Origin of the sequence: Pseudomonas sp. S06B 330 (genome assembly GCF_002845275.2) — a bacterium.
GTDB lineage: Bacteria > Pseudomonadota > Gammaproteobacteria > Pseudomonadales > Pseudomonadaceae > Aquipseudomonas.
The window spans coordinates 2,908,342-2,932,515 of record NZ_CP088149.1 but is presented as its reverse complement, the minus strand read 5'-3'; the positions used below and the strand labels follow the sequence as shown (position 1 = coordinate 2,932,515).

19 protein-coding genes are annotated in these 24,174 nt (G+C 59.3%); 6 read left to right on the top strand and 13 right to left on the bottom strand.

Annotated elements, in window-relative coordinates; translation table 11 throughout:
- The first annotated feature begins 174 nt into the window (after window positions 1–174).
- Window positions 175–2,865 (top strand): winged helix-turn-helix domain-containing protein, encoded by a 2,691-nt coding sequence (locus CX511_RS13070; RefSeq protein ID WP_101293650.1) that lies wholly within the window; start codon window positions 175–177, stop codon window positions 2,863–2,865.
- 47 nt (window positions 2,866–2,912) lie between these two features.
- Here CX511_RS13070 and CX511_RS13065 read toward each other — a convergent pair whose 3' ends face one another.
- The 8 genes from CX511_RS13065 to CX511_RS13030 form a co-directional block, all read right to left on the bottom strand.
- A complete protein-coding gene (locus CX511_RS13065) occupies window positions 2,913–4,280 on the bottom strand; it encodes a DUF1329 domain-containing protein (RefSeq protein ID WP_101293651.1) in 1,368 nt (455 codons plus the stop codon).
- Window positions 4,281–4,306: 26 nt separating this feature from the next.
- Window positions 4,307–6,118 carry a DUF1302 domain-containing protein gene (locus CX511_RS13060; RefSeq protein WP_101293652.1) on the bottom strand — a complete coding sequence of 604 codons (1,812 nt, stop codon included), beginning with the start codon at window positions 6,116–6,118 and terminating at the stop codon, window positions 4,307–4,309.
- Between the two features lie 387 nt (window positions 6,119–6,505).
- Entirely contained in the window at window positions 6,506–7,648 is a 1,143-nt protein-coding gene (locus CX511_RS13055; protein WP_101293653.1) for an acyl-CoA dehydrogenase family protein, read from the bottom strand.
- A 14-nt stretch (window positions 7,649–7,662) separates the two neighbouring features.
- Complete coding sequence (locus CX511_RS13050; RefSeq protein ID WP_101293654.1) at window positions 7,663–8,856, bottom strand: acyl-CoA dehydrogenase family protein; 1,194 nt, start codon at window positions 8,854–8,856, stop codon at window positions 7,663–7,665.
- 137 nt (window positions 8,857–8,993) lie between these two features.
- Entirely contained in the window at window positions 8,994–10,124 is a 1,131-nt protein-coding gene (locus CX511_RS13045) for a CaiB/BaiF CoA transferase family protein (RefSeq protein WP_101293655.1), read from the bottom strand.
- A 63-nt stretch (window positions 10,125–10,187) separates the two neighbouring features.
- Window positions 10,188–11,264, bottom strand: coding sequence for an alpha/beta fold hydrolase (locus tag CX511_RS13040; RefSeq protein WP_231353289.1), 1,077 nt, complete (start codon window positions 11,262–11,264; stop codon window positions 10,188–10,190).
- A complete protein-coding gene (locus CX511_RS13035) occupies window positions 11,248–11,652 on the bottom strand; it encodes a hypothetical protein (protein ID WP_101293656.1) in 405 nt (134 codons plus the stop codon). Before CX511_RS13035 ends, CX511_RS13040 begins: the two co-directional genes overlap by 17 nt.
- A 14-nt stretch (window positions 11,653–11,666) precedes the next feature.
- The gene (locus CX511_RS13030; protein ID WP_101293657.1) at window positions 11,667–12,983 is read right to left on the bottom strand and encodes an alpha/beta hydrolase; all 1,317 of its coding nucleotides are present in this window, start codon (window positions 12,981–12,983) and stop codon (window positions 11,667–11,669) included.
- A gap of 304 nt (window positions 12,984–13,287) precedes the next feature.
- Between CX511_RS13030 and CX511_RS13025 the strand changes: the two genes are divergently transcribed.
- Window positions 13,288–14,097, top strand: coding sequence for a DUF2092 domain-containing protein (locus CX511_RS13025; protein ID WP_101293658.1), 810 nt, complete (start codon window positions 13,288–13,290; stop codon window positions 14,095–14,097).
- A gap of 223 nt (window positions 14,098–14,320) precedes the next feature.
- Here the strand turns inward: CX511_RS13025 and CX511_RS13020 are convergent, their stop codons facing one another.
- From CX511_RS13020 to CX511_RS13010, 3 genes are read right to left on the bottom strand one after another with little or no spacing between them, the layout of a single operon-like run.
- The gene (locus CX511_RS13020; protein WP_101293660.1) at window positions 14,321–16,552 is read right to left on the bottom strand and encodes a xanthine dehydrogenase family protein molybdopterin-binding subunit; all 2,232 of its coding nucleotides are present in this window, start codon (window positions 16,550–16,552) and stop codon (window positions 14,321–14,323) included.
- The gene (locus CX511_RS13015; RefSeq protein ID WP_101293661.1) at window positions 16,549–17,544 is read right to left on the bottom strand and encodes an FAD binding domain-containing protein; all 996 of its coding nucleotides are present in this window, start codon (window positions 17,542–17,544) and stop codon (window positions 16,549–16,551) included. Before CX511_RS13015 ends, CX511_RS13020 begins: the two co-directional genes overlap by 4 nt.
- Complete coding sequence (locus tag CX511_RS13010; protein WP_101293662.1) at window positions 17,544–18,221, bottom strand: (2Fe-2S)-binding protein; 678 nt, start codon at window positions 18,219–18,221, stop codon at window positions 17,544–17,546. The genes CX511_RS13015 and CX511_RS13010 overlap by 1 nt, the downstream gene beginning before the upstream one ends.
- Window positions 18,222–18,771: 550 nt before the next feature.
- Here CX511_RS13010 and CX511_RS13005 point away from each other — a divergent pair.
- Complete coding sequence (locus CX511_RS13005) at window positions 18,772–19,545, top strand: ParA family protein (RefSeq protein WP_101293664.1); 774 nt, start codon at window positions 18,772–18,774, stop codon at window positions 19,543–19,545.
- A 119-nt stretch (window positions 19,546–19,664) separates the two neighbouring features.
- Here CX511_RS13005 and CX511_RS13000 read toward each other — a convergent pair whose 3' ends face one another.
- Together CX511_RS13000 and CX511_RS12995 are read right to left on the bottom strand one after the other, a co-directional pair.
- A complete protein-coding gene (locus tag CX511_RS13000) occupies window positions 19,665–20,171 on the bottom strand; it encodes a DUF3015 domain-containing protein (protein ID WP_101293665.1) in 507 nt (168 codons plus the stop codon).
- A 160-nt stretch (window positions 20,172–20,331) separates the two neighbouring features.
- On the bottom strand, window positions 20,332–20,883 hold the full coding sequence (locus CX511_RS12995; RefSeq protein WP_101293666.1) for an ATP-dependent Clp protease proteolytic subunit: 552 nt from the start codon (window positions 20,881–20,883) through the stop codon (window positions 20,332–20,334).
- Between the two features lie 170 nt (window positions 20,884–21,053).
- Here CX511_RS12995 and CX511_RS12990 point away from each other — a divergent pair, with 170 nt between their 5' ends.
- From CX511_RS12990 to CX511_RS12980, 3 genes are read left to right on the top strand one after another with little or no spacing between them, the layout of a single operon-like run.
- On the top strand, window positions 21,054–21,839 hold the full coding sequence (locus CX511_RS12990; RefSeq protein WP_101293684.1) for an endonuclease/exonuclease/phosphatase family protein: 786 nt from the start codon (window positions 21,054–21,056) through the stop codon (window positions 21,837–21,839).
- Complete coding sequence (gene clsB / locus CX511_RS12985; RefSeq protein ID WP_101293667.1) at window positions 21,836–23,038, top strand: cardiolipin synthase ClsB; 1,203 nt, start codon at window positions 21,836–21,838, stop codon at window positions 23,036–23,038. The genes CX511_RS12990 and clsB overlap by 4 nt, the downstream gene beginning before the upstream one ends.
- Window positions 23,038–23,997 carry a lysylphosphatidylglycerol synthase domain-containing protein gene (locus CX511_RS12980; RefSeq protein ID WP_101293668.1) on the top strand — a complete coding sequence of 320 codons (960 nt, stop codon included), beginning with the start codon at window positions 23,038–23,040 and terminating at the stop codon, window positions 23,995–23,997. The genes clsB and CX511_RS12980 overlap by 1 nt, the downstream gene beginning before the upstream one ends.
- The last annotated feature ends 177 nt before the right edge of the window (window positions 23,998–24,174 follow it).

Here is a 24,174-nt window from a genome sequence, read left to right as displayed (position 1 = left end):
GCCTAAAATCTTCCAACGCAAAATAACAACAACACCGCGCTGACGGGCCCGGCAAAATGATCTCGAAAGGACAGCAGTAGCGCCTATCGAGGACGCGACATGGCTACGGGAGGCAGCCCAGCCTTTATGCGCCCTTCAAGCAGCCTTTAAAAGCCGTTGCAGACTGGATTAGCCATGCTTGCGAATTCTCCACCGCTCTCCACCCGTTTTTCGCCGCCGCGCATCAGCAGTCACGCCGTGTTGCGGGAAATGCTGCTGGCTCGCCTACACGTCGCTCGAGATTGCCGTCTGACCTTGATCAATGGCAGTGCGGGTTTCGGCAAAACCACGCTTCTGGCGCAATGGCGGCAAAGCCTGATCAAGGACGGCAACAGCGTGGTATGGCTGTCGCTGGCCCAAGAGGACGGTGCGCTGGAATCGTTCTGCGCCAACCTCATCTGCACCCTGCAAAATGCGGGTGTGCCCCTTGAGGATGACCTGCTGCTGTTGATTGAGCGCGAGTCACTGGACGGTTTGTTGGCCTTGGCCTCGGTGATGATCAACACCTTGGCGCGGGTCAGCAGCCCCCTCTACTTGATGATCGATGACTTCCATTTCGCCACCGATCCACGCATTTCACGCCTGATACAACTGTTGGTGGATGGCGCGCCAGCCCAGCTTCACATCGTGCTGGCCTCACGTGTGAACCCCAACCTGAAACTCGGCCGGCTACGGGCGATGGCCGAACTCTGCGAAATCAGCGCTGCCGAGCTTGGCTTTGATTTCAACGAATCCCTGGCCTTCCTCAGGGCCTATCTGGACGATGGCATCGATATGCAACTGGCGCACGCCATCCATGCCAACACCGATGGTTGGCCTATTGGTCTGCAATTGATGTCCATCTCGCTCAAAGCCAACCCGCGCAAGGAAGCCAGGATCCATCGGTTGCTGCCCGGCAATAGCGACCTGCGGGACTACCTAGCCGAAGACGTGATGGATGGGTTACCTGCAGAAATCATCGGTTTTCTTGAGAAAATCTCGATTCTGCGCCGCTTCAATGCGCATGTGGCCGAACAGGTCAGCCAAGCCCCGCACGCCGCTGCCCTGATCGCCAGCATCGAGGCCCACAACCTGTTTATCCTGCCCGTTGACCTGGAGAGCCAGCAACAGTGGTATCGCTTGCATCCGCTGTTCTCCGAGTTTCTGCAACAACGCTTGGCCGCATCAGGCGCGGACCTGCCCAGGCTGCACCTGCGTGCGGCACAGTGGTTCGAACAGGCCGGTATGGTGAGCGAGGCGACCCGCCATGCGGTGCTCAGTGAAAACCTCGAGGAATTGGTCCGCCTGCTGGAGCGCAAGCAGCCGACCTATCATGGCCTGAGCCATCTGGGTCAATTCATGCGCTGGCTCGATTGCGTGCCCCTGGAACAACTGACACAGCACCCCAAGGTACTGCTTCAAGGTGCTTGGGGCTGCCTGTTGACGATGTTGACCAGCAAAGCGGAAACCTGGATCGAGGTACTCGAAAACAACAGCGCGACCAAGGCCACCTGGGGCTCGCAGATCGATCTGGTAAGGGCGGCGATCGCACTGCAACACGATGACCTGGCACGCTGCAACCAGCTAGTTCAGGGGTTGTCCGAACGCAGCTTTAGCCACACATTCAATGAGCGGATGCGCGTTTGCCTGTACATCAACTGCCTGGTCTACCTTGGCCAGCAACACCAAGCCTGGCAGTACCTCAATAGCCCCGAATGCGCAACGCTGCGCACCAGTCATGACGAACTGGCATTGATGATCGTCGCCACCGTCGCCCATGGCGTGATGCTGGGTGGCAATGTCATCGAAGCCTCACGGCAGCTGATCGATGTATTACTCCTGGCTGAAAGCAACCACGGTCGGCGCTCGGTCAGCGCGTGTACCTGCGCGGTAGCAGTCGCCGAAGCGCACTACGAGATGGATCGCATCGATGACGTAAGCGAAGTCTTGAGCAATCGCCTGGACCTTTTGCGCTTCGCCCCACCATCAGTGACCATCTCGGCGATGATCAGTGTCGCCCGCGTGCATTACCTGCAGGAGTCTACTGCCAGTGCATTGGCCTATCTGGCCAAGATGGCCATGGAGTTTCGGGCCAGAGGTTTTGATCGCGCGCTGGCCCATAACTTGACCGAGCAAGTGCGGATCCTGCTCGGTAACGGCGACTGGCGCCAGTGCGAAAGCCAACGAGCGGGCCTCGACGCGCTGACCCACCGACATTCGGGGGACACACCGCTTGCCAGCGAAATAGGCGCGCTGGCGGCCCTGTCCCGCGCGCGCATCTGCCTGGCCAGGCAAGAGCCGGATCGCGTGCTTCTGGCCCTGGACATCGTCGAGCAGTTCGCCAATCGTTACAGCCGCGGCAAATGGCGCGTCCAGGCGGGCCTGCTGCGTGCCGTTGCCCTGCATGCGTTGGGACGCGAGGCAGAATCCTCGGCGTTACTGCGTACGGTCGTGGAGCAAAGCTATCGATTCGGCCTGGTACGCACCCTGCTGGATGAAGGCCCTGCCTTGCTGTGCCTGCTGGCGAAACTCGATTGCCGGGATGATCCGGTACTGGACAGCTACCGCAGCCGCTTGGCGGCCATCCCGTTGAACTGCTCCAGCACCGGTCCCGCCTCGGTTCGCGCGATAAAGGATTCGGCAAGCGGTGAACCCGCGCTGTTTACCAAGCGCGAACTGGAAATCATCAGCCTGCTTGAACAGTCGATGCCCAACAAACGCATCGCCCAGACCTTGAATCTCAGTCAGGAAACCATCAAGTGGAACTTCAAGAACATCTATACCAAGCTGGGCGTTTCATCCCGCTATGAGGCGCTCATTGCACTGCGCCAACGGGCTGAGCAATAGGCCATAGTGAAAAGCGCCCCCCGCTGAATACGGGGGGGCCTCGAGGATCAGCGAATGCCCGCGTTGCGCAACGCCGCCGGGGTGAATTCAGCCAGTTTCGGTTTCACCCCGTACTCGACACCTTGCTTGTACTCGTTGCCCAGCCCCATGACCAGGTAGCGGCCGGCAATCAGGTCATAGAGCACTTGGCCAGCATAGGTCCCGACACCTTGTTCGTAGTCGTTGATCGCCATCCCTTCACCGACACGCCAGAGCTGGCCACGACCGTCGTAATGGTCGACTTCCGCCAACTGCCAGGTGTCTTCATCGAAGTACATGTGGCGTTTGGCATAGATGTGACGCTGGCCCGGTTTCAAAGTACCTTCCACTTCCCATACACGGTGCAGCTCGTAGCGGGTCAGGTCCTGATTGATGTGCCCGGCCTTGAGAATATCGGCGTATTTGAGCGTGGGCGATGCCAGCCGATAGTTGTTGTAAGGAATGTACATTTCCTTCTTGCCGATCAGCTTCCAGTCATAGCGGTCCGGGGCGCCGTTGAACAAGTCGCCGTTGTCCGATGTGCGCATGCCGTCCGAGGCGGTGCCCGGCCCATCGTAGGCAATCTGCGGCGCACGCCGTACACGGCGCTGACCGGCATTGTAGACCCAGGCCAGGCGCGGTTCCTTGACCTGATCGATGGTCTCGTGCAGCAGCACCACGTTACCGGCCAGACGCGCCGGCGCCGTTACGCGTTGCTTGTAGTAGGCAAAAATATTGGCGCTGCCGGCCTTGTCGTCACCACTCATGTACTGCGGAAAGGCCATTTCGTCTTCGAACTCAACGATCGTGAAAGCGCCATCGACCTGCGGCGTCGCCTGCACCATCTGCCGCCGTTGGTTGAAGCCACGGTAGCGGGTCAAATGGTTCCACAGCACTTCGACACCGTTCTTCGGGATCGGGAAGGCGAAGCTGCGAGAATCACTGAAATTGCTCAAACCATTGCCGCCATCGACCGGCTGGGTGTTCAACGCACTCTTTTTCGCAGCATCGTAAATCTCTTGGGGGGCTGCAGCTGTCCGGTGTGTGGCGTAGACCGGAATCTTGTAGGTGTTGGGGTAGCGCTTGAACATCGCCAGTTGTCCGGCGCTGAGTTTGTCTTTGTACTGCTCAGCGTTGGCCGGGGTAATGACAAATAATGGTTTTTCACTCTCAAAAGGATTGCCCAGAAAGCGGTTGCTCACCGGTGCCGCGCCCGGCTTCAACCCCCCTGTCCAGGCTGGAATACTGCCCTCGGCGTTGCCTTCTTTCTGCGCCCCGAGCGGGGTCAGGCTGGTACCGAGCTTTGCTGCCTCTTCTGGAGAAACGGCTGCCATCACCTGGCCAGCAAGCAAGGTGAGTGCTAGCGCGCTGATATGCATCATTGTTGTTGTTTTCATGCCTGGGTCCTCTGCACTGTGTGCTTTTAGAAGTTCACGCCAAAACTGAGCGCGACGAAGTCACGGTCACCGTTGGTATTGAAATCGCCACCAAAGAAATCGGTGTAGCTAAGGCTCGCGGTGTAGGTGTTCGTGTAATCGGCATCCACACCGAGGCTAATGGCCTTGAGCCCTTCCTCGAAGTTCGGGCCATTGCCATCCACGTCATGCGACCACGCCAGGTTCGGCGCCAGGTTGATGCCGGCGATCACATTCGGGTAGTCCAAACGGGCACGGGCGCGGTACCCCCAGGAATCGGTGGTATAGAAGCCCTTGTCGTTGCATTCCTGTTGCGGGTTATTGACGGTGTTCAAACACGCGGCGTTGGCCCGTCCAGGTTGCACCCCGACGCCAAAAATCCCGCTGCGCCCAAAGCGCACATCACTGCCATCGGCCTCGCCCAGCCCATTGATGCGGTTGTAGCCCACCTCCCCCACCAGGGTCAGACGACTGGCGCCCATGACCTGCTCGAAAAACTGGGTAGCGGACACCTGCGTCTGCAGCACCGGCATGCGCTTGTAACCGTTGATCTCGCCGCCCAAGGCGGTGGTGGCATAGCCAATACGGTTCAACAGCGCGGAGGGGTTACCCGTGGTGGCACCCGCCAGGTCGGTGTTGTTGAGCTGCAGGGGCATGTTTGGCCGGTAACTGATCTCACCCCCCAGCGAGGTGCCACCAACGTTGGTCTGGAAGCTCAGGCCATACAGGCGGATGTCTTCGGGGTAATCGACGAAATAGCGCGAAGCGCGCAGCGCCGGGATCGGGTTGGCAGCGTTGAACGCCACGGTTGAACGCAAGGTGCTCAGATACGGGCTGCGGCTGTGATAGTTCATCACGTAGGCACCGAACTCGGTGTCGTGGAGCTCTGGCACAAACCAGCGCAGGGCCAGGCCGTACTGGCCGCCGTCACGGGCCTCGTTGTCCTTCACCCGCGGGGTGTAGGCGTTGTCAGTGTTGTTGTTGAAACCGGGCGGATTGGCCGTGTTCTCAGAGAGCCCCGGTGCCAGATCCGGCCCGGCGCCCACTTGACGGTCGTAGCACCCTTTGGCCAGAGGATCGGCGCCGAAGAAAGTTCCGCAGTTATCAACGACTGTGCTTTCCCACTCCAACTGATAAAAGGCTTCGGCACTGACGTTCTCAGTGATGTTCTGCGACAGGTAGAACATGTTGACCGGGATCAGCCCTTCCTTGACCTCCGCCCCTGGGCGACGCAAGGCGGCCACATCGATCGGGTTGATCGAGTTGATACTGTTGCCAATAAAGGTGCTTTCGCCCCAGCTCACCACCTGCTTGCCCACACGTACGTTACCCGGCAGCTCGCCGAGGGTGTAGTTGTGGTAAACGAAGGCATCGAGGAATTCGGCAGCGGACGCCTTGGCCATGTCCTGGCGGCCGCGGTCGTCGATGTCGTAGAACAGCCGGTGTTCATCCTTCAGTTCGAAGTCGTACCAGTATTTGCCGCGCACAAAGATACCGCTGTCGCCATATTTCAGTTCCAGGTCATGAATGCCCTTGAATATCTTCGAGAAGGTTTCACCCTTCTTGAAGTTCAGGCGGTTATCGTCCGACAGCCGCGACGACGAATTACCCCGCACACCTTGCGCGTTAAACGGGGAAATGAAATCAGGGTCGGCCCCGCGCAGCGCCCAGCTGGCGCCCATGGACAGCGATGTATCGAATTGCCCTTCGATTTCGCCAATCGTGAAATTGACGGCGTAAGCCTGGGTGCTCATGCCAATGGCAACTGCAGCTGTCAGCAGATGGGTGCGAAAGCCGGCCTGTTTTATTGTTGTTCTCATGCGGCACTCCAATTGTGCGAAAAAGTACGACGCGAGCGGGCTTCTGCTACAAAGCGCAAAGGCAGCAGAAGCGAACTGAAGGTCGCGCTGATGGCGATATTCACGTGCAGGTCTTCCTCGGTGTTTTCTTGTAGTTTTTGATTAGAGCGGTTCGATCCTAAGAGCCGGGCCGGTCATCACTCCCACCCGCTGGAGGGGGAAATAGGGGGGGATTGTTGAATAAGCGATGAGGGGCTGCAGGTGGAGTAACGCCGAGCGATCTCACCCTTGGACGCAGATCAACGAACGTGTCCCCGGTGCGATACACGGACCGCCCCATGACGGGAAATTTTCCCGAAAAAAAAGGGCCCGCAGGCCCTTAAAGGGGATGTTCGATCCAGGCCGCTATCAATGAACCTGCAGTAACCGGCTGTAAGTCTTGAGGTGATGGTCGTCGTTACCGAATTGATGACTGATCATCAGCAAATGCTTGGCGTGATGTGACAACGCGTATTCCCAGGTCAGGCCAATACCACCGTGCAACTGCACACCCTGATCGGCGATGAAGCGCGCAGCGCGTACGACCAGCACCTTGGCTGCAGCCAGCGTGCGGCTGCGCTCGTCGCTGTCAGGCGCATCGGCAACACAAGCGGCGAGGATGGCCATGGAGGTGGCCTGGTCCAGTTCGATGCGCATGTCCACCATGCGATGCTGAAGGGCCTGGAACTTGCCGATCACCTGGCCAAACTGCTGGCGCGTCTTCAGGTAGTCCAGGGTCAGGCTGCAGACCGTCTCCATGCTACCCACCGCTTCGGCACATTGTGCCGCCAGTGCACGGCCTTGCTGATAACGCAGCGCAGCCAAGGCCTGGCCGGGTTCGCCGAGAACATTGGTGGAACTGACGAAAACGTCGTCCAGGTACAGCTCGCACGCCTTACGGCCATCCATGGTCGGGTAGACGCGACGACTGACGCCCGGTGCCTGCGGATTGAGCAGAAACAAACTGATGCCGGTTTCATCACGATCACTGCCGGAGGTACGTGCCGACAGCAGAATCATCCCGGCACTGTGCCCGGCGACGACCACCGATTTACGCCCGTTGAGCCTCCAGCCGCCCTCCACCGCTTCGGCACGAGTGCGTACGTCGTGCAATTGGTAGTGGCTGGTCGGTTCGTCGACAGCCACGGTCATTTGCAACTGCCCGCTGGCAACAGACGCCAGCCACTGACTACGCTGCTCATCACTACCGGTTTGGGCCAACAAGCCACCGGCAAAGATCACCGAATGCAGGTAGGGCTCCAGGCACAGGCCACGTCCCAACTCGGTCATGATCAGCATCGTTTCCACGCCACTGCCAGCGAATCCACCAAGTTCTTCGGCAAATGGCACAGCGGTCAGCCCCAGGTCTCCCATCTGCTGCCAGAAGTCCACGCTATAGCCCAGATCGCTTTCGGCGAACTGCTCGCGTGCTTCGAATCCATAATTGTCACGCACCAGACGGGCTACGGTGTCTTGCAGCATTTGCTGCTCTTGAGAAAGTGTGAAGTCCATGATCGGTATACCCCTTACAGCTCAAGAATCATCTTGGCGATGATGTTCTTCTGGATTTCGTTGGAACCGCCGTACACCGAAGTCTTGCGCATATCCAGGTATTGGCTGGCCGGCGTGGTGCTGTAGTCGCGGTACACATCCGCTTGTTTGACATAGCCCAGTTCTTCTTCGACGTACGGCATGGCGTAGGGGCCCAGGGTTTTACTCATCAGGTAGGTGATGGCCTGGCGGATTTCACTGCCCTTTATCTTCAGAAACGAGCTTTCAGTGCCCGGAACACCGCCATCGCGGGCGGCGGCGACAATGCGCAAGTTGCTCATTTCAATAGCCATTAACTGGATCTCCAGCTCGACGATTTGCATGCGCAACTGGATGTCATCGATCAAGGGCAGGCCGTCGCACTGCTCCTGGCTGGCAATGTGTTTGAGCCGGGCGAGCATCTGCTTGGCCTGGCCGATTCCGGCAATGCTCGTGCGTTCGTGGGTCAGCAAATACTTGGCGCAGGTCCAGCCCTTGTTCTCTTCACCGACCAGGTTGTCCACCGGCACGCGCACGTTGTCGAAGAACACTTCGTTGACTTCATGCTCACCATCGAGGGTGATGATCGGGCGCACCGTGATGCCCGGGGTTTTCATGTCGATCAGCAGAAAGCTGATGCCACGCTGCTGTTGCGCTTCGGGGTCGGTGCGCACCAGGCAGAAAATCCAGTCGGCATAATGCGCCAAGGTGGTCCAGGTCTTCTGGCCGTTGACCACGTAGTGATCACCTTCACGAACTGCGCGGGTCTTGATCGCGGCCAGATCAGAACCGGCGCCCGGCTCGGAATAACCCTGGCACCACCAGTCTTCGCTGCTGAGAATGCGCGGCAGAAAACGCGCCTGTTGTTCGGGGGTGCCAAACTTGATGATCACCGGGGCGACCATGTTGACCCCAAACGGCACGACCCAGGGAGCGCCGAACGCCGCACACTCTTCCTCGAAAATGTGTTTCTCCACCGCGCCCCAGCCAGTACCGCCAAACGCTACCGGCCAACTGGCCGCCAGCCATCCGCGTTCATTGAGCAGACGCATCCAGGTGACCTGGTCCTCTTTGTTGAAACGCTTGCCATGGCGACCGCGCGCGGCGATATCGGTAGGCAATCTGTCACGCAAAAACGCCCTGACTTCCTCTCGGAAGGCCAACTCGGCAGGGGTGAATTGGATATCCACTGAACGACTCCTCAGATTCGGCTGAAAGTGGGCAAGGACAGCGTCACTGGCCCACTGACAGTCACGGTAGAAGATTGCTCAGCGGCATCTCCCCCCCCACGGAAGGGGGGGGCTGGGTGGGCGATCGGCGGTCCCGCTCAGACAATCGCGCCACCTTTGCGCAGGGCATCGATCTGCGCAGCGCTTAAGCCCAGTTGCTCAAGGATTTCCAGGGTGTGTTCGCCGTTTTTCACCAAGGCACCGGCCTTGACCGGCGTGCGACTCAGGCGTGGCGCCGGTGCCGGGTGCAACACGCCTGCGGTTTCCATGAACAGGCCACGGGCCTGGTTGTGCGGGTGCTCAGGTGCTTCGTTGAAGTCCAGCACCGGGGCGAAACAGGCATCCGTGCCTTCCAGCAATGCCACCCAGGCATCACGCGAGCGCGACAGAAACACGGCCGCGAGCTTTTCCCGCAACGCAGGCCATGCTTGCCGCTGCCATTGCTCCGTGAAGTCCGGGTCGTCGATTTCGCACAGTTCGAGCAGCCGTTGGTAGAACTGCGGCTCGATCGCACCAACCGTCACCAACTTGCCATCGGCGCAGGCGTAGCAACCATAGAACGGTGCACCGCCGTCGAGCATGTTGCTCTGGCGCTGATCTGTCCATTGGCCTTGCTGACGCAGGTCGTAGTACATGCTGCCGAGCAGGGTCGTGCCGTCACATATAGCCGCGTCCACCACTTGCCCCAGGCCGGATTTTTGTGCCTCGAACAGCGCCGCAAGAATGCCCGTCAGGAGAAACATCGCCCCGCCGCCCATGTCACCCACCAGGTGCAGGGGTGGGGTTGGCGGCCGGTCGGCATGGCCCATGGCATTGAGCAGCCCCGACAAGGCGATGTAGTTGATATCGTGACCCGCGGCATGGGCCAGCGGCCCGCTCTGGCCCCAACCAGTCATGCGCCCGTAGATCAGTTTGCGATTGCGCTGCAAGCAGACGTCCGGCCCCAGCCCCAGCCGCTCCATCACGCCGGGCCGAAACCCTTCAATCAACACGTCAGCGTCATCGATCAGCTTGAGCAGCACTTCATCGGCGCCAGGTTTGCGAGGGTCGATGGCGATGCTACGTCGCCCGCGCTTGAGCAAACTGCCATCGGCATTGAGAAAGCCCGGCACGTGACGGTCCACGCAGGTGACCTGCGCGCCCATGTCTGCCAGCATCATTGCCGCAAACGGCACAGGGCCGATGGCGTTCATTTCCAGTACTTTCACACCTGCCAGAGGTCCGGGCATCGTAGGGTTCTCTTTCGTTTCAGGGAGATTGCTCGTTGCAGCACCAGGTGCGTGCTGCCGTGTTTACATGGACCGTGCGCCCAGCCATTGATCAAGCTTAGGCCACATCCGCTTGACCGCCGCCGGCCCCGCCACCAGGCTGACATGGCCGCCCGCAAGCAGCAGCTCCTCCTTGTCTGGTGAATTCACGCGAGCCACCAAGGGTTGCGCGCACGCCGGTGGCACCAGCGAGTCGTATTGGGCGATGATGTGCAGCAGCGAGACTTCGATATTCTTCAGTTCCACTGCCCTCCCCCCGATACGCAAGCCACCTTCATAAAGCGCGTTGTTTTGCCCCAACTCCTGATGAATCTGACGGAAATAGTCGCCGGGAAGCGGTAAAGTTTCATCACTGAACCGCGCCATCACGCGAAATCCCCTGACGTAATCGTCATTCCACATGTTGTCCCACAGTCGTGCCTTGCCGACCAAGCGGCTGGCCGGACGGTGCAATTCAATGGCCTTGACGATGGTCTGCGGCGCTACCAGCCCGCTTGCTTCGATGAGGCGCTCGGCCTTGAAGTGACGCTGTTTGGCCAGGGGCATCTTTGTCCAATCGACCGGAGTGGTGAAACACACCAGATTCTTCAGCGGGCCATCGGGGTGCAATGCGGCGTACAGCGTCGCCAGGACACCGCCCATGCAGTAGCCAATCAGGGTGACGTCTTGCTCGCCGGATCGTTGTTGCACCCGGCGAATGCAATCGGGAATGAAGTCGAGTACGTAGTGTTCAAGCTTCAGGTGCGACTCTTCGCGGCTCGGCGCATGCCAGTCCATGACATAGACGTCGTAACCGCGCGCAAGCAGAAACTCGATCAGGCTCTGCCCCTTCACCAGATCGAAGATCGCCGCTTTGCTGGTCGTCGCCATCACGAACAACAGCGGCACGCGGTAAATTTCGTCCGATGTCGGATGATAGTGGTATAGGCACAAAGTACCGCGACGATGCACCAGGGTTTTGGGCGTCATGCCAACGGCTGGCGGTGGCGTGCTGAGGTACTCGAGCCCCTTGAGGCCACGCTGAACCATCATGCTGATTTCCGTGCGCAGCCTGTCAGTCAACGAAAAGTCGACCGCTTTGTTGTCATGCAGTCGCGTCATCGTCATTTCCTGCCTTGCGTTTACGTTTGGTTGCCGCTTTGAGCGGCGTCGCCTGCACCTCAACCAGCGGACGCCGGGTGCGCGGAGGGCTAGGTGCAACCGCCGCACTGGTGAACACTGGAAGCAATTGATCGAGTTTGTCCTCTACACGCCGCAAGGCAGCGGCAAGGGCGTCTACTTCTCCTCGGCTGGGCAAGTCCAGGCCCTTGTGCAAACGCTGCAGCGAGGTCTGCGACAGGTGCTGCAGGCCAAACGAGACGCTCGTGTACTGGTCAATCACCCGACCCACCTCTTTGGCATCGATGTGACGGGCGGCCAGGGCATTGATGCCGTTCTCGAACCGGGTAATAGCCTCGCGATACAGTTTCAACGGATCAGGTAATGCCATGGCGTATTCCTCGCTCAAGGTTTCATGGGGCAGTTTTTTTCTGTCGGCCAGGTTTGACGTGCAGCCAGCCGGTCAAGGCCGGAAATGGCTTTGCGCCGGATGGTTACGGTGGGTATGAGCAAAGGTTTGATGAGCAGTCGGCAGGCGCTGGCGGTCTTTGGCGCCAGCAGGCGCAACAAGGCGACACCCCAGCGCTCGGTGACCACCCAGGTAGTCAAGGTAGAAGTCGCCAGTTCACCGACGGTGGCGCGCAGGCGCGAATGCTTGCGTGGCTGTCTGTCGGCGATCTCGATCGTCCTGTCCGCCGCCGGCTGACCGGCGAACCCCCTGATCAGCGCCTCACCGATGCGTTGCAGGGCATCACGGCTGGCGCCGTTGACGGAATCGAAATTGAGAAATCCATGAAATTGACCCCGGTAGTGCAACAGCTCTACCGGCACCTCGGCAGCGCGCAGACGCGCGGCATAATCCAGCCCGTCATCGCGGATCGGATCGAAACCGGCACTGACGATAACGGCCGGCGCCAGACCACGCATATCGGGGCTGCGCCGAGGCGAGTACCAGGGGTCGAGCAGGTCCAGTGTGGCGAGCGAAGGCGCCAGGGTCTGTTCGATCCATTGCACGGCATGATCGGTCAACAAAGTCCGACCGTAGGCATTCTGCGCATAGGAGGGAAACTTCTCCACCAGCTCGGTTGCCGGGTACACCAGCACTTGCAGGCGCAGCGCAGGGCCGCCACGGCGCACGCTTTCCTGGGCAACGGCAGCACAGAGATTGCCACCCGCCGAATCGCCGCCGATCGCCAGCAGTGTGGTGTCGATACCTAACTGCGCTCCATTTTCTGCCACCCACTCAAGTGCCGTGATGGCGTCGGCGCGGCCTGCAGACAGATCATGCTCTGGCGCCAGACGATAACGTACGGCAATCACGATGCAATTGGCCGCCAGGCCAATGCTGCGGCAAATACCGTCAGCGGTATCCAGATCACCGATGATGAAGCCGCCGCCGAAAAACCACATGAAAGCAGGCCGCGTCGCCTGTGCATTGTCAGGCTTGAAGATGCGTAACGCGATTGCGCCATCCGGCCCGTCGATCAGTTGTTCGGTCACCGAAGCCACCTGCGGATTGCGCCCCAGAGCCAGCGCTGTCAAGCGCCAGCCCTGGCGCAACCTGGGCAGCGAGTAGTCTTCGGCAGGTCGCAGACTCGTGGAGAAGTTCGCCAGGCGCAGAAAAGCTCGAGCCTCTCGATCAGGCTGGTGTGCGCGCAACACGCGAGGCATACCGATAGCCTGTGGCTGAAGGTGCGTCTCTGGTTCTTTGTTGTTGTTCATTGCCGCTCCATTCACAGAAATCCATAATCCACGCTCAGTAATAGCCTACTGAGCACCTAGGTTTTCTGTGGCTACCCTCGATGGGGGGGTAGGCCTGGAGCTGCCACCCGCTGAAGTTCGGGGTATGGCGGTCGGCTTAGGCCGTTGCTAGGCAGGCTCGTGGAGAGCGGAGAAGAATACAGGGGCAGTCTGCGTCTGCACGACTTCAGATGAGTGGTCGGCAAAGGGACAGCAGGCAAAAGGTTATGCAACTAACGTTATAGATCCGCACTGCCACTTCGGCACTCTTAAAGCGGTGACCCCGATGGAAAAGATCGCCAAAACGTTGATCGGATCCTCTGTTGCCCGCATCAGCCAAGCGGGTCTGCTATTGATCATTGGATTTGCCACGGCAACCACTGCACATGCCGATGAGGCGTACGCTAAAACCCAACTCAAGAACATGTCCGACTATATGTCGGCGCAAAAGCGCTTGTCGTTCAACTATGACACCCTCCTTGAAGTCATCACCCAAGATCAACAGCGCCTCGCCCTGGCCGGTTCCGGTACGGTGGTGATCAACCGCCCCGACAAGATACGCACAACGCGATACAGTGGTTTTGCCGACGTTGAGATGCTGTTTGACGGCAAAACGCTGACCTTGTTCGGCAAGGGCAAAAACATTTATTCGCAGCTGGAAGTTCCGGGCGACCTTGATCATCTACTGGATGTACTGCGGGATAAGTACAACCGGCCGCTGCCCGGTGCCGATTTGTTCATGTCCAACCCCCAAGAACAGTTGATGGCCGGGGTCAGCGACATAAAAGATCTCGGCAGTGGCGTTATTGGCGGAGTTGAATGCGACCACCTGGCCTTCCGAAAAAAAGAAGTGGATTGGCAGATATGGATCGCCCAAGGCGAGCACCCCTACCCGTGCCGCTATGTGATCACCTCCAAGCAAATTGCCGGAGGGCCGCAGTACAGCATTCAGCTGAGTGACTGGAAATCGGCTGAGGCGGTCGCGGCAGATGACTTCATGTTCAACAATTCAACCCAGGCGAAAAAAATCGACCTCAAAGACCTGCCAAACACCGAGGACTTGCCGAGCAACTTTGTGCGAGGAAAAACACAATGAACCTGTTGCTGAAATCGACTGGCTTGCTTGCCATCGGATTGGTACTGCTGTGTGCCCTCGAGGTTGGCCAAAGCCTGTCGATTCCGGGTGTCCACAGTTGGGTTCCTGAAGCCAATGCAGTCGTTGGCCGCCCTCTCACACCGGTGAGCGTTGCCGGGGTAGCCAGACGCACATCGCGACGCGACTAGGTCAGTTCAGCCGATGAATTGACCGGCTTTCCGGGTCAGGCACTGGTTGTGGGCACGCCCTCCATCAACTTTTCAAGGCTGATCGGCAAATCGCGCACGCGCTTGCCGGTGGCGTGGTACACCGCATTGGCCACCGCTGCGGCCAAGCCGGTGACGCCGATTTCACCAATGCCGCGAGCACCGAACTCATTGAGGTGGTAATCGGGATAGTCGAGCAGGATCACCTCAATCTCCGGCTGATCGGCATGCACCGGCACCACATACTCGGCATAGTTGTTGTTCACCGGCATCGCGTTTCTTTCGTCGTAATCGGTGGCTTCGAACAGCGCCATACCTATCGCCATGACAATTGCACCTTCAACCTGGTTTCGCGCGGTCTTGGCGTTGACGATCTTGCCTACGTCGATCGCACTGACCACCCGCGCCACCCGCAACCGGGAGATTCCCGGGTCCCAGCGCACCTCGACAAAATGCGCGCCAAAGGAGCTGAAGGCATGTTTGGGGTTCTCGACCATGCCAGTGCTGGCCTCACCTTCGGCACTGGCGATCTTCAGGCGCTTGAGTACGTTGGCAAAATCTTCGCGCTTATCACCCGCTGATAACGTGCCGTTGCTCACCTTGATGGCTTCGGGTTTGACGTTGGCCATGCCGCCCTGCTCGCTCGCGGCAAACCCTTTAAGCTGCTCAAGTGCCTTGCGTGTGGCTTCGGCGACCGCAGGCAACACACTGGCGGTGAGCCACGACCCTCCAGAAACAGGCGCCGGGGGAAACGATGAGTTGCCCAACTCCACATCGATCTTGTCCATCGACAAACCGGTCAGTTCACTGACGCATTGGGCAATGACCGTATAGGTACCGGTGCCGATATCCTGGGCTGCACAAAACACGTGGGCACGGCCATCGGACTTGATCGCCACCCGCGCCTGGGCGGGAGTGCGGAAGGCATCCCAGTTGCACTGGGCCATACCGTAACCGATGACTTCATGGCCATCGCGCATGCTGCCAATGTCAGCCTTACGTGTGGCCCAGCCAAAACGCTGAGCGCCCTGCTCCAACGCTTCTCGCAGATGATTGCTCGACCAGGGCAGGTTGTCCTGCTCATTGTGTTCGGCGTAGTTGAGCTGTCTGAACGTCAGGGGATCCATCTGGCATTTCTCGGCCAATTCATCGATGGCCGATTCAAGGGCAAACAGGCCGGGGGCGGCGCCCGGTGCGCGCATCGAGGTGGGAGCACCGCGGTTGACCTGGACGATGCCATGGCTGATTTCAACATTGGCACAGGCATAAAGGCTGGCGCTCATGCCACCGCAATTCTCGACATATTTGTCACCAAAGCCTGCGGTATTGAGCGACTCATGTCGCAACGACACCAGCTTGCCCTCGGCATCCGCCGCCAAGCGCATGCGCTGGCGCGTTTGCGGACGGTGCCCAACGGTGGTGAACATCTGCGCCCGTGGCACCACCAACTGGACCGGGCGCCCAACTTTTTTCGCAGCGGCGCACGCGGCGATACAGTGCGGCCAAACCCACAGTTTGCTGCCAAAGCCTGAACCTATGAACGGTGCTCGCACCTCCACCTTTTCAGGTGGCAGGCCAAATACCTGCGCCAGGGTGTTGCGCTGAACCACCACCGATTGCGTGGCTTCGTACACCACCAGGCGGTCGCCCTCCCACATCGCGACCGTCGCGTGCATTTCCATGGGGTTATGGGTTTGCACCGGGGTGCTGTAGGTCTGATCGACTTGCTGTACGCCATTATCGAAGGCTGCCACCGGATCGCCGCGTTTGTGGCCCTGACCGCCATCGGCCGGCGCTTTGTGTTTCAAACCTTGGGCAAGGTTGGCAATCGTCGCACTGGCGTTGTAGCTGACCTTGACCTTAAGTGCCGCTTCGCGGACATGCTCGAAGGTATCGGCAATGACCAGCGCGACAAATTGCCCGGCATAGAGGATGCGTTCATCCTCGAACGGCAAACGTTTCTCGTCGGTGCGAGTGCCGGTGAGTACCCCAGCCAGCGAAAATGGCACCGGTGAGGTGTGAAAAGCCTCAGGGAAGTTACCGTGGTGCAGAATGTCGATCACGCCGGTGCTGCGCCGGGCCGCTTCGCTGTCCAGGGACTTGATCGAACCACTGGCCACCGTGCTGAACACGCCATAGGCGAACAGCATGCCTGGTGGATGTTGATCTGCGGTATACAGGGCCTGCCCGGTTACCTTCAGGCGGCCGTCAATGCGCCGGGGCGATCCGCCGATGATGGATTCGCTCATGCTGCACCTCCGCGGCTCAAGGTCATGAGATTGCGTACGATGGCCTGCTGGCCAAGCGCAATCTTGTAAGCGTTATGAGTAAAAGGTACAGCGCCTTGCAGGGCCATCGCGGCAATCTTGGCAAATTGTGCCGGGTCAGCGGTTACACCGCGCAGCGCCTGTTCGGCCTCCAGTGCCCGCCAGGGCTTGGTGGCAACGCCTCCCAGGGCAATTCGCGCTTCTTTGATCACCTGGCCCTGCATCACCAGAATGATTGCACTGGACGCCAGGGCAAACTGATAAGAGGCCCGGTCACGTAACTTCTGGTAAGCGGATGTATTGCCCGCCAGTGGCGCAGCCAGCGTCACGTGGGTGATCAGTTCATCTTTAGCCAGTGCATGCTCTTTCCAGGGTGTATTGCCAGGTAACAGGTGAAAATCCAGAAAATCGATTGCCCGCGTCCCTGAAGGCCCCAGCACTTCTATCGTGGCGCCAATCGCTGCCATGGCAACGCACATGTCCGAGGGATGGCAGGCAATGCACTGGTCGCTGGTCCCCAGCACCGCATGCACACTGCGATTATGGCCGCCGATCGCAGCGCACCCAGAACCCGGGTCGCGCTTGTTGCAGGCCGATACACCATCGCGAAAGTAGTTGCAGCGTACCCGCTGCATCACATTGCCAGCGGTGGTGGCCTTATTGCGCAATTGGGTGGTGGCACCGCTGAGCAGCGCCTGGGACAGTACGGCGTAGGCCTGCTTGATTCGCGGGTCATGGGCAAGCTGGGTATTGGTGACCATGGCGCCAATCCGTGTGCGGCCATCGTTCAACACCTCAATCCGGTTCAATCCCAGAGTATGCACGTCGATAACATGATCAGGCTGCATAACGTCGAGTTTGACCAGATCCAGCAGTGTGGTGCCACCTGCCAGGTAGGCACTGGCCGGGTTACGCGCATGCAGTGAAATCGCCTGTTCAGGGCTGGTGGCACGCAGGTAGTCCAAGGTTCTCATCAGCTGGCCCCCTGCATCTTGCCCCGCGCGTCCTGGATGGCAGCGAGGATGTTCTTATAGGCGCCACAGCGACAGATGTTGCCGCTCATGGCCTCACGCACGCTGGCGTCATCCGCACCGATGTTCGGGTCGTTGAGGATGGCGACTGCCGTCATGATTTGCCCCGAGGTGCAGTAACCGCACTGAAACGCATCGTGGGCCCAGAACGCTTCTTGCAGCGGGTGCAGCTGACCATTGCGCTCCAGCCCTTCAATGGTGGTGATGTCGTCGTCCTGGTGCATGGCCGCCAGTGACAGGCAACTGTTCACCGGCTGGCCATTGACGTGCAAGGTACAAGCGCCGCACTGGCCATGGTCGCAACCTTTTTTGCTGCCGGTCAGTTGCAGGCGATCACGCAACACATCCAACAGCACAGCATTGCCGGGGACATTGAGGGTATGTGGCTGACCATTGACCTTGAGGGTGATGCGCTGCTCACCTTTGACCAAAGGTTTATCGCTGTCGTTGATGGGTGTTTCTGCTTGCCTGGATTGTGCCCATACCGGTGCTGTAGCCGCAGCCATGCCGGAAATCCCGAGGGTGCGCAAGAAGTTGCGCCTCGAAGGCGTGGCCAAGGCGTTGAGCACTAACAGCGGATTGTCGGGATCGGTAACAGGCTTGTCAGTAGGATCGGTCATGGCGGCGGTCCTCATTGGCTATTCATGGGATCAGCTCACGGGTTCAGTTCCTTTGCGTTCATAAGGCGAACTGGCTTCAAGGCTAGCCGACAAATGCGCTGTAGTGCGTCCACTACAGCATTTTCATGTCTCCCTGATGCTACGTGGCTGTCGCTGTGCGTCAGTATCGCGCCAGTACACAGTCTGCAGAGGAGATAGCTGATGAACATGGCCTTTGCGCGATTTCGGTCCAGGGTCCATCAGGCCTGGATCATCGCTTACGCGTTTACCCATCGCGGGCATCCTTGCATGGCCTTGGAGCGTAACCCCACCACCCGGCGGCCAGTACCGTGTAACCCCGTGGCAGCCCTGATGGCAGCCCAAGAAGCTGAAGAAGCAAAGAGCTTGGCATGGGTGATGCACAGGCAAAGTCAGAGGGTTCAGCCGAAATAGCAATAGCCCGCTACGCTGAGGATGCTTGCCTGTCTTATAAATGAAACCTTTCGGTCATATTATCGCCGTTGCTCCTGATTTTTTATTCGGCCGCAGGACTTACAAGGATCTTAGCCGCATGCGTCGCGTCGTATTCAATCAGAAAGGTGGCGTTGGCAAATCCAGCATCGCCTGCAACCTTGCTGCCGTCAGTGCTGCCGAAGGGTATCGCACACTGCTGGTGGACCTTGATCCCCAGGCAAACTCCACGCACTACCTTACTGGCCTGAGCAACAACGATATTCCACCGGGTATCGCCGACTTCTTCAAGCAGACCTTATCCAACGGCCCGGCCAGTAAAAAGTGCCGTGTGGTGATCACCGAGACGGCTTATGACAATTTACATCTGGTGACAGCAAGCCCGGAACTCACCGATTTACAGCCAAAGCTTGAGAGCAAATTCAAGGTCAACAAACTGCGCAAGCTGTTGGTTGAGCTCTGCGAAGACTACGATCGCATCTACATCGATACGCCTCCCTCGCTCAACTTCTACACCTTCAGCGCCCTGGTCGCGGCAGACAGGCTGCTGATTCCGTTTGACTGTGACAGCTTTTCGCGTCAGGCGCTGTATAGCGTGGTTGCGCAAGTGAATGATTTGCGTGACGACTATAACCAGACGCTGGTGGTGGAAGGTGTGGTAGTCAATCAGTTCACTGCGCGCACCGTCTTGCACCAGACACTGATTAACGAACTACTAGCCGAGGGCTTGCCAGTGCTGCCGGTTTATCTCAGCAGCTCGATTAAAATGCGCGAGTCCCACCGGGCGTCAGTGCCTATCGTGCATATGGCGCCCACTCATAAACTGGCGAAGGAATTTACCAGCTTGTTGGGTGCTCTGGAGCGCGCAGCCTAGCCGTATTGCAGTGGCGCAACAGTGACGCCAACAGCCAAGGGCGAGCACCAGGCTCGCCCCTCGCTACTGCCGCCGTCAATTGCTGCCTTCTTTGCCCACGCCTGTGCAAGCGCCGCCATTCAGCTCGGCATCTTCGCGTAGCGCGCCAATTGCGGGTCGCTGCTCATGACATTCAATGTATTGCTCAGCACCTGTTCCCCGGTCACATCCGGCGTAGTGAAGATTGTGGCGAAGTTCTGGTGAGTGACTTGGGCGAAATGGGCGCGATCAGCCGGTTCGATGCCCAACAGCGTGGCGTAGGCGTTCAAGGCCTCACCCTGGCCCTGGGCCATGTCCTCGGCGATGGTATCGAGCATATTGTTCATCGCCAGCCATGAGCGGCCACCGTAACCCAAGTGTGCTTTTGAATCGCACCCATTGGTCCCGGAGGTCAGGCCGAAGGTGGCGTTACCCGACGTGCCATTGGTGGTTGTCGCCAACAGGTGCGGGAACAGGCCGTTTTTGCCTTCGAACAGCATGTTGCCCCAGCCGCAGCCATTGCCACCAGCCTGGTCAGCATGCGCCAACGCCCCGGCGGTGCTCAACAGACCGATAACAAACGCGTTTCGAACAAGTTTGTGTGTCATGAGCGGTGTTCCTCTGTGATGAGATGTGCCTTTACAGACATCAGGTAGCCTAGCTGCAGGATCTGCATCATTCCAACTTCGGCCGGATGCCGCAGCGCCCTACCCGCATGCCGAAGGCCGCCGCCTGGCGCTGAGTTATGCCGTGGACTGGTGATCCGCATCAGGCATGCACACTCCATTGGCAGGCATCGGCGGCGATAGGGGCGTCGTCGATAGCCTGAATCATGCCGGTCTGCAGCGCCTCTTGGGGTGTGAGGATGCGTGGGTAGGCCATCAGGTAGCGGGGTATGTCCAGCGATTCTGCTGCCCCCTGGGTGCGCTCGGCGACAATCTCGGCATACAGGCGCAGGTCGTAGTCCAGGCTCATGGCATATTCGGCCATACGGGCATGGTCTACCGAGCCGTGCAAGGTCCAATGAAAAGGGTGAAACAGGAACTTGCTGTGCGCACAGGCCGTGCGCTGCTCGCCAGCCAGAAACAGGATATTGCCCATCGATTCCACCGTGCCCAGGTTGTGGGTATGCACCGGAACTGGCAATGCGCGCAGGAAGTTGTACAAGGTAAAGCCATAGCTGCACTCGCCGCCCATGGTGGCGATGTTTATCTGCAATGCATCAGCACCTTCGCGCTGAGCACGCGAACAGGTGGTGATGAAGTTGCCGCAGGTGGATGAATTGATCGGGCCGGTGAAGTGGATGATGTGTCTGGCCATGGTGTCCTCCTGTCAGGACGGGGTATTGCAGTGAGCGCGCTAAGCGGTGGAAACGTGGTGGCGGGCAAAGTTCAACGCATTCGCCCCTGTAACCACCACTCGTCATTCCTGCTGAACCGTAGCGCCAGGCGTCGGTCGTTAGCGTATGGCCCCATACGGTGATAATGATTGTGACCAAGACCTCGCCAGCGCCCACCCGTGTGATCGACCGAGTCACCGCTGTGCACCGCTTGAAGCTGCTGACGATCAATGTGCACAAGGGCTTCACCGCCCTCAATCGGCGCTTCATCCTGCCAGAGCTGCGCGATGCGGTGCGAACTACCGGGGCCGACCTGGTGTTCCTACAGGAAGTGCATGGTAGCCACGCCCAGCATGCTCGGCGCCATCCGGCCTGGCCGGACACACCGCAGTACGAATTTCTCGCCGACAGCATGTGGCCGCAGTTCGCCTACGGCCGCAATGCGGTCTATCCCCATGGCGATCATGGTAATGCGCTGCTGTCGAAGTTCCCGATCCTTGAATATCGCAACCTTGATGTATCAATCGACGGCAACGAACAGCGCGGCTTGTTGCACTGTCGGCTTGATGTGCCCGGCCACGACCAGGTCCATGCGATCTGTGTCCACCTTGGCCTGCGTGAAGCCCATCGCCAACAGCAGGTGCAGCTGCTGCTGAAGTTACTCGATGGCCTGCCGGTCGATGCTCCGGCGATCGTCGCGGGTGATTTCAATGACTGGCGCCTGAAAGCGGACAGTGTGCTCGGTGAGCGTCTGCTCGAAGCCTTCGGCAAGATCCGCGGCGCGTTGGCGCGCAGCTTTCCAGCCCGCTTGCCGCTGCTGCGCCTGGACCGTATTTACCTGCACAACGCCTTGCCCATAGACGTTCAGGTGCTGTCCAGTTGGCCGTGGTCGCACCTCTCCGATCATGCCCCGCTGGCGGCGGAGGTGAGCCTGTGAACAGACCCTGGGTAGACGGCAACAGTGTGCAGTTGCTGATCAATGGTGAGGACTACTACCCCCGCGTTTTCGCCGCGATTGCAAACGCCCAAGAAGAAGTGTTGCTGGAGACCTTTATCCTCTTTGATGACAAGGTGGGCCAGGAACTGCAGCAGGTGCTGATCGAAGCGGCGCAACGCGGTGTACGGGTCGAGGTCGTGGTCGATGGTTATGGCACCGCTGACTTGCCGCAACCCTTCATCAGCGCCATGACTGAAGTCGGCATCAACTTTCACGTGTTCGATCCGCAGCCGCGGCTGATCGGTATGCGGACCAACCTTTTCCGGCGCCTGCACCGCAAGATTGTGGTGGTCGATGGCGAGCAGGCCTTCATTGGTGGCATCAATTATAGCGCTGACCACCTGGGTGATTATGGGCCAATGGCCAAGCAAGACTATGCGGTGGAGGTTACCGGGCCGGTGGTTGCCCAGTTGCATGCTTCGAGCCGCCGCCTGTTGGCACCAGTGCTGGAACCACCGAGTCAAGTCCGGCCGGTGCGCGAGCCGACCGGCAAGGTCAGCGCCGTATTGGTTGAACGTGACAACCAGCGTCAGCGCAATGCCATCGAAGAGCAATATCTGCTGGCCTTTCGTTCGGCGCGCAAGCGCCTGGTGGTGGCCAACGCTTACTTCTTCCCCGGCTATCGCCTGCTGCGAGAACTGCGCAACGCCGCTCGCCGGGGTGTGCAAGTGACCCTAATCCTCCAGGGGCAACCGGACATGCGCTGGGTCCGCGCCCTCTCCCGCCTGCTGTACAACTATTTGCTGCGCGACGGCGTAACGATCTATGAGTACTGCCAGCGTCCTTTGCACGGCAAGGTCGCGCTGGTTGACGACGAGTGGTCCACGGTGGGCTCAAGCAATCTCGACCCGCTGAGCCTGGCCTTCAACCTTGAGGCGAACCTGCTGATTCGTGACCGCGCGTTCAATCAACATCTGTACGAACATTTAAGTGAGCTCGGGGCCCAGCACTGCAAACCGGTGACTCTGGAACGCATGGTCCATGGCTATTGGTGGCGCGCGCCCTTGATTTTCATGTGTTTTCACATCATTCGGCGTTTTCCGGTGATCGCCGGCTGGTTTCCCGCGCACCGACAGACCTTGCAATCCTTACAGCCGGATGCCGAAGTCGATGGCAATCTCCATGAGGGCAAGACCTGATGGCGCAGCAACGCTGGCTTCGCTGGGGTAAGCGGCTATTCACGCTGTTGTTCCTGTTGCTGATCCCCGTGCTGCTCTATTTTCTGGCCCGCAATCTGGACTGGAATGAGGTCAAACAGTCATTGCAAGCCTACAGCCCGGCATCCCTGACGGTGGGCTTGGGTCTGGCGCTGTGCAGTTTCATGCTGTTCAGCTGCTATGACCTGCTTGGGCGCGCCTACACCGGCCACCACCTGCCGGTACGCCAAGTGCTGCCGGTAGCCTTCGTCTGTTATGCCTTTAACCTCAACTTCACCACCTGGGTTGGCGGCGTGGCTTTGCGTTATCGGCTGTATGGCCGCTTGGGGCTGGACACTGCAACCATCACCCGCATCATCAGCCTGGGCATCCTTACCAACTGGGTCGGCTACCTGGCCCTGGCGGGCACCGTGTTTGCCCTGCGCCTGGTCAAATTGCCGGCCAACTGGGCGGTGGGGACTACCGGCCTGCAACTGATCGGCGTATTGATGGTGCTGCTGGCCCTCACTTACTTGCTGGCCTGTGCTTTCGCCCGACGCCGTACCTGGCGCTGGCGCGACCATGAGATCACCTTACCGTCGTGGCGCCTGGCCTTGCTCCAGGTAGGCATGGGCGCGAGCAACTGGGCGTTGATGGCGGCGCTGATCTACTGGCTGCTGCCCGATGAGCTGTTCTACCCCTCGATCCTGGGGATTTTGCTGATCAGTTGCGTGGCCGGGGTGATAGCCCACGTACCCGCCGGCCTGGGTGTACTGGAGACGGTATTCCTGGCCCTGCTGCACGGCCAGCTTGGTCAAGGCACGCTGGTCGCGGCACTGCTGGGCTATCGCACGCTGTACTACCTGATCCCGCTGCTGTTGGCGCTGGTCGCCTATCTGGTTCTGGAGAAACGCGCCAAGGCCATGCGCCAGCAAGTCAAGACAGATACTGGCCCCTTGTAGCCGCTGCCGTGAGGCTGCGATCGGGCGTGAAACGCCCGCAAAACCAGGCCACCGCGATTCTTCAGGTCCAACGTGGTGCCCGCATTGCGACTGCTCTGCAGTCGATCGCAGCCTCGTCCCTCGGCAGCGGCTACAGCCTATTGTTGGGGGTATGCAGTTAGATTGAACTCTCCCACT

Excerpts from the sequence above, each read along its gene's own strand:
- CX511_RS13055 (WP_101293653.1), bottom strand. The coding sequence starts at position 7,648 with ATGGACTTCACACTTTCTCAAGAGCAGCAAATGCTGCAAGACACCGTA.
- CX511_RS13020 (WP_101293660.1), bottom strand. The coding sequence starts at position 16,552 with ATGAGCGAATCCATCATCGGCGGATCGCCCCGGCGCATTGACGGCCGC.
- CX511_RS13025 (WP_101293658.1), top strand. The coding sequence starts at position 13,288 with ATGGAAAAGATCGCCAAAACGTTGATCGGATCCTCTGTTGCCCGCATC.
- CX511_RS13005 (WP_101293664.1), top strand. The coding sequence starts at position 18,772 with ATGCGTCGCGTCGTATTCAATCAGAAAGGTGGCGTTGGCAAATCCAGC.
- CX511_RS13070 (WP_101293650.1), top strand. The coding sequence starts at position 175 with ATGCTTGCGAATTCTCCACCGCTCTCCACCCGTTTTTCGCCGCCGCGC.
- CX511_RS13035 (WP_101293656.1), bottom strand. The coding sequence starts at position 11,652 with ATGGCATTACCTGATCCGTTGAAACTGTATCGCGAGGCTATTACCCGG.
- CX511_RS12995 (WP_101293666.1), bottom strand. The coding sequence starts at position 20,883 with ATGGCCAGACACATCATCCACTTCACCGGCCCGATCAATTCATCCACC.
- CX511_RS13045 (WP_101293655.1), bottom strand. The coding sequence starts at position 10,124 with ATGCCCGGACCTCTGGCAGGTGTGAAAGTACTGGAAATGAACGCCATC.
- CX511_RS13000 (WP_101293665.1), bottom strand. The coding sequence starts at position 20,171 with ATGACACACAAACTTGTTCGAAACGCGTTTGTTATCGGTCTGTTGAGC.
- CX511_RS13030 (WP_101293657.1), bottom strand. The coding sequence starts at position 12,983 with ATGAACAACAACAAAGAACCAGAGACGCACCTTCAGCCACAGGCTATC.
- CX511_RS13060 (WP_101293652.1), bottom strand. The coding sequence starts at position 6,118 with ATGAGAACAACAATAAAACAGGCCGGCTTTCGCACCCATCTGCTGACA.
- CX511_RS13010 (WP_101293662.1), bottom strand. The coding sequence starts at position 18,221 with ATGACCGATCCTACTGACAAGCCTGTTACCGATCCCGACAATCCGCTG.
- CX511_RS13065 (WP_101293651.1), bottom strand. The coding sequence starts at position 4,280 with ATGAAAACAACAACAATGATGCATATCAGCGCGCTAGCACTCACCTTG.
- CX511_RS13040 (WP_231353289.1), bottom strand. The coding sequence starts at position 11,264 with ATGACGCGACTGCATGACAACAAAGCGGTCGACTTTTCGTTGACTGAC.
- CX511_RS12980 (WP_101293668.1), top strand. The coding sequence starts at position 23,038 with ATGGCGCAGCAACGCTGGCTTCGCTGGGGTAAGCGGCTATTCACGCTG.
- CX511_RS13015 (WP_101293661.1), bottom strand. The coding sequence starts at position 17,544 with ATGAGAACCTTGGACTACCTGCGTGCCACCAGCCCTGAACAGGCGATT.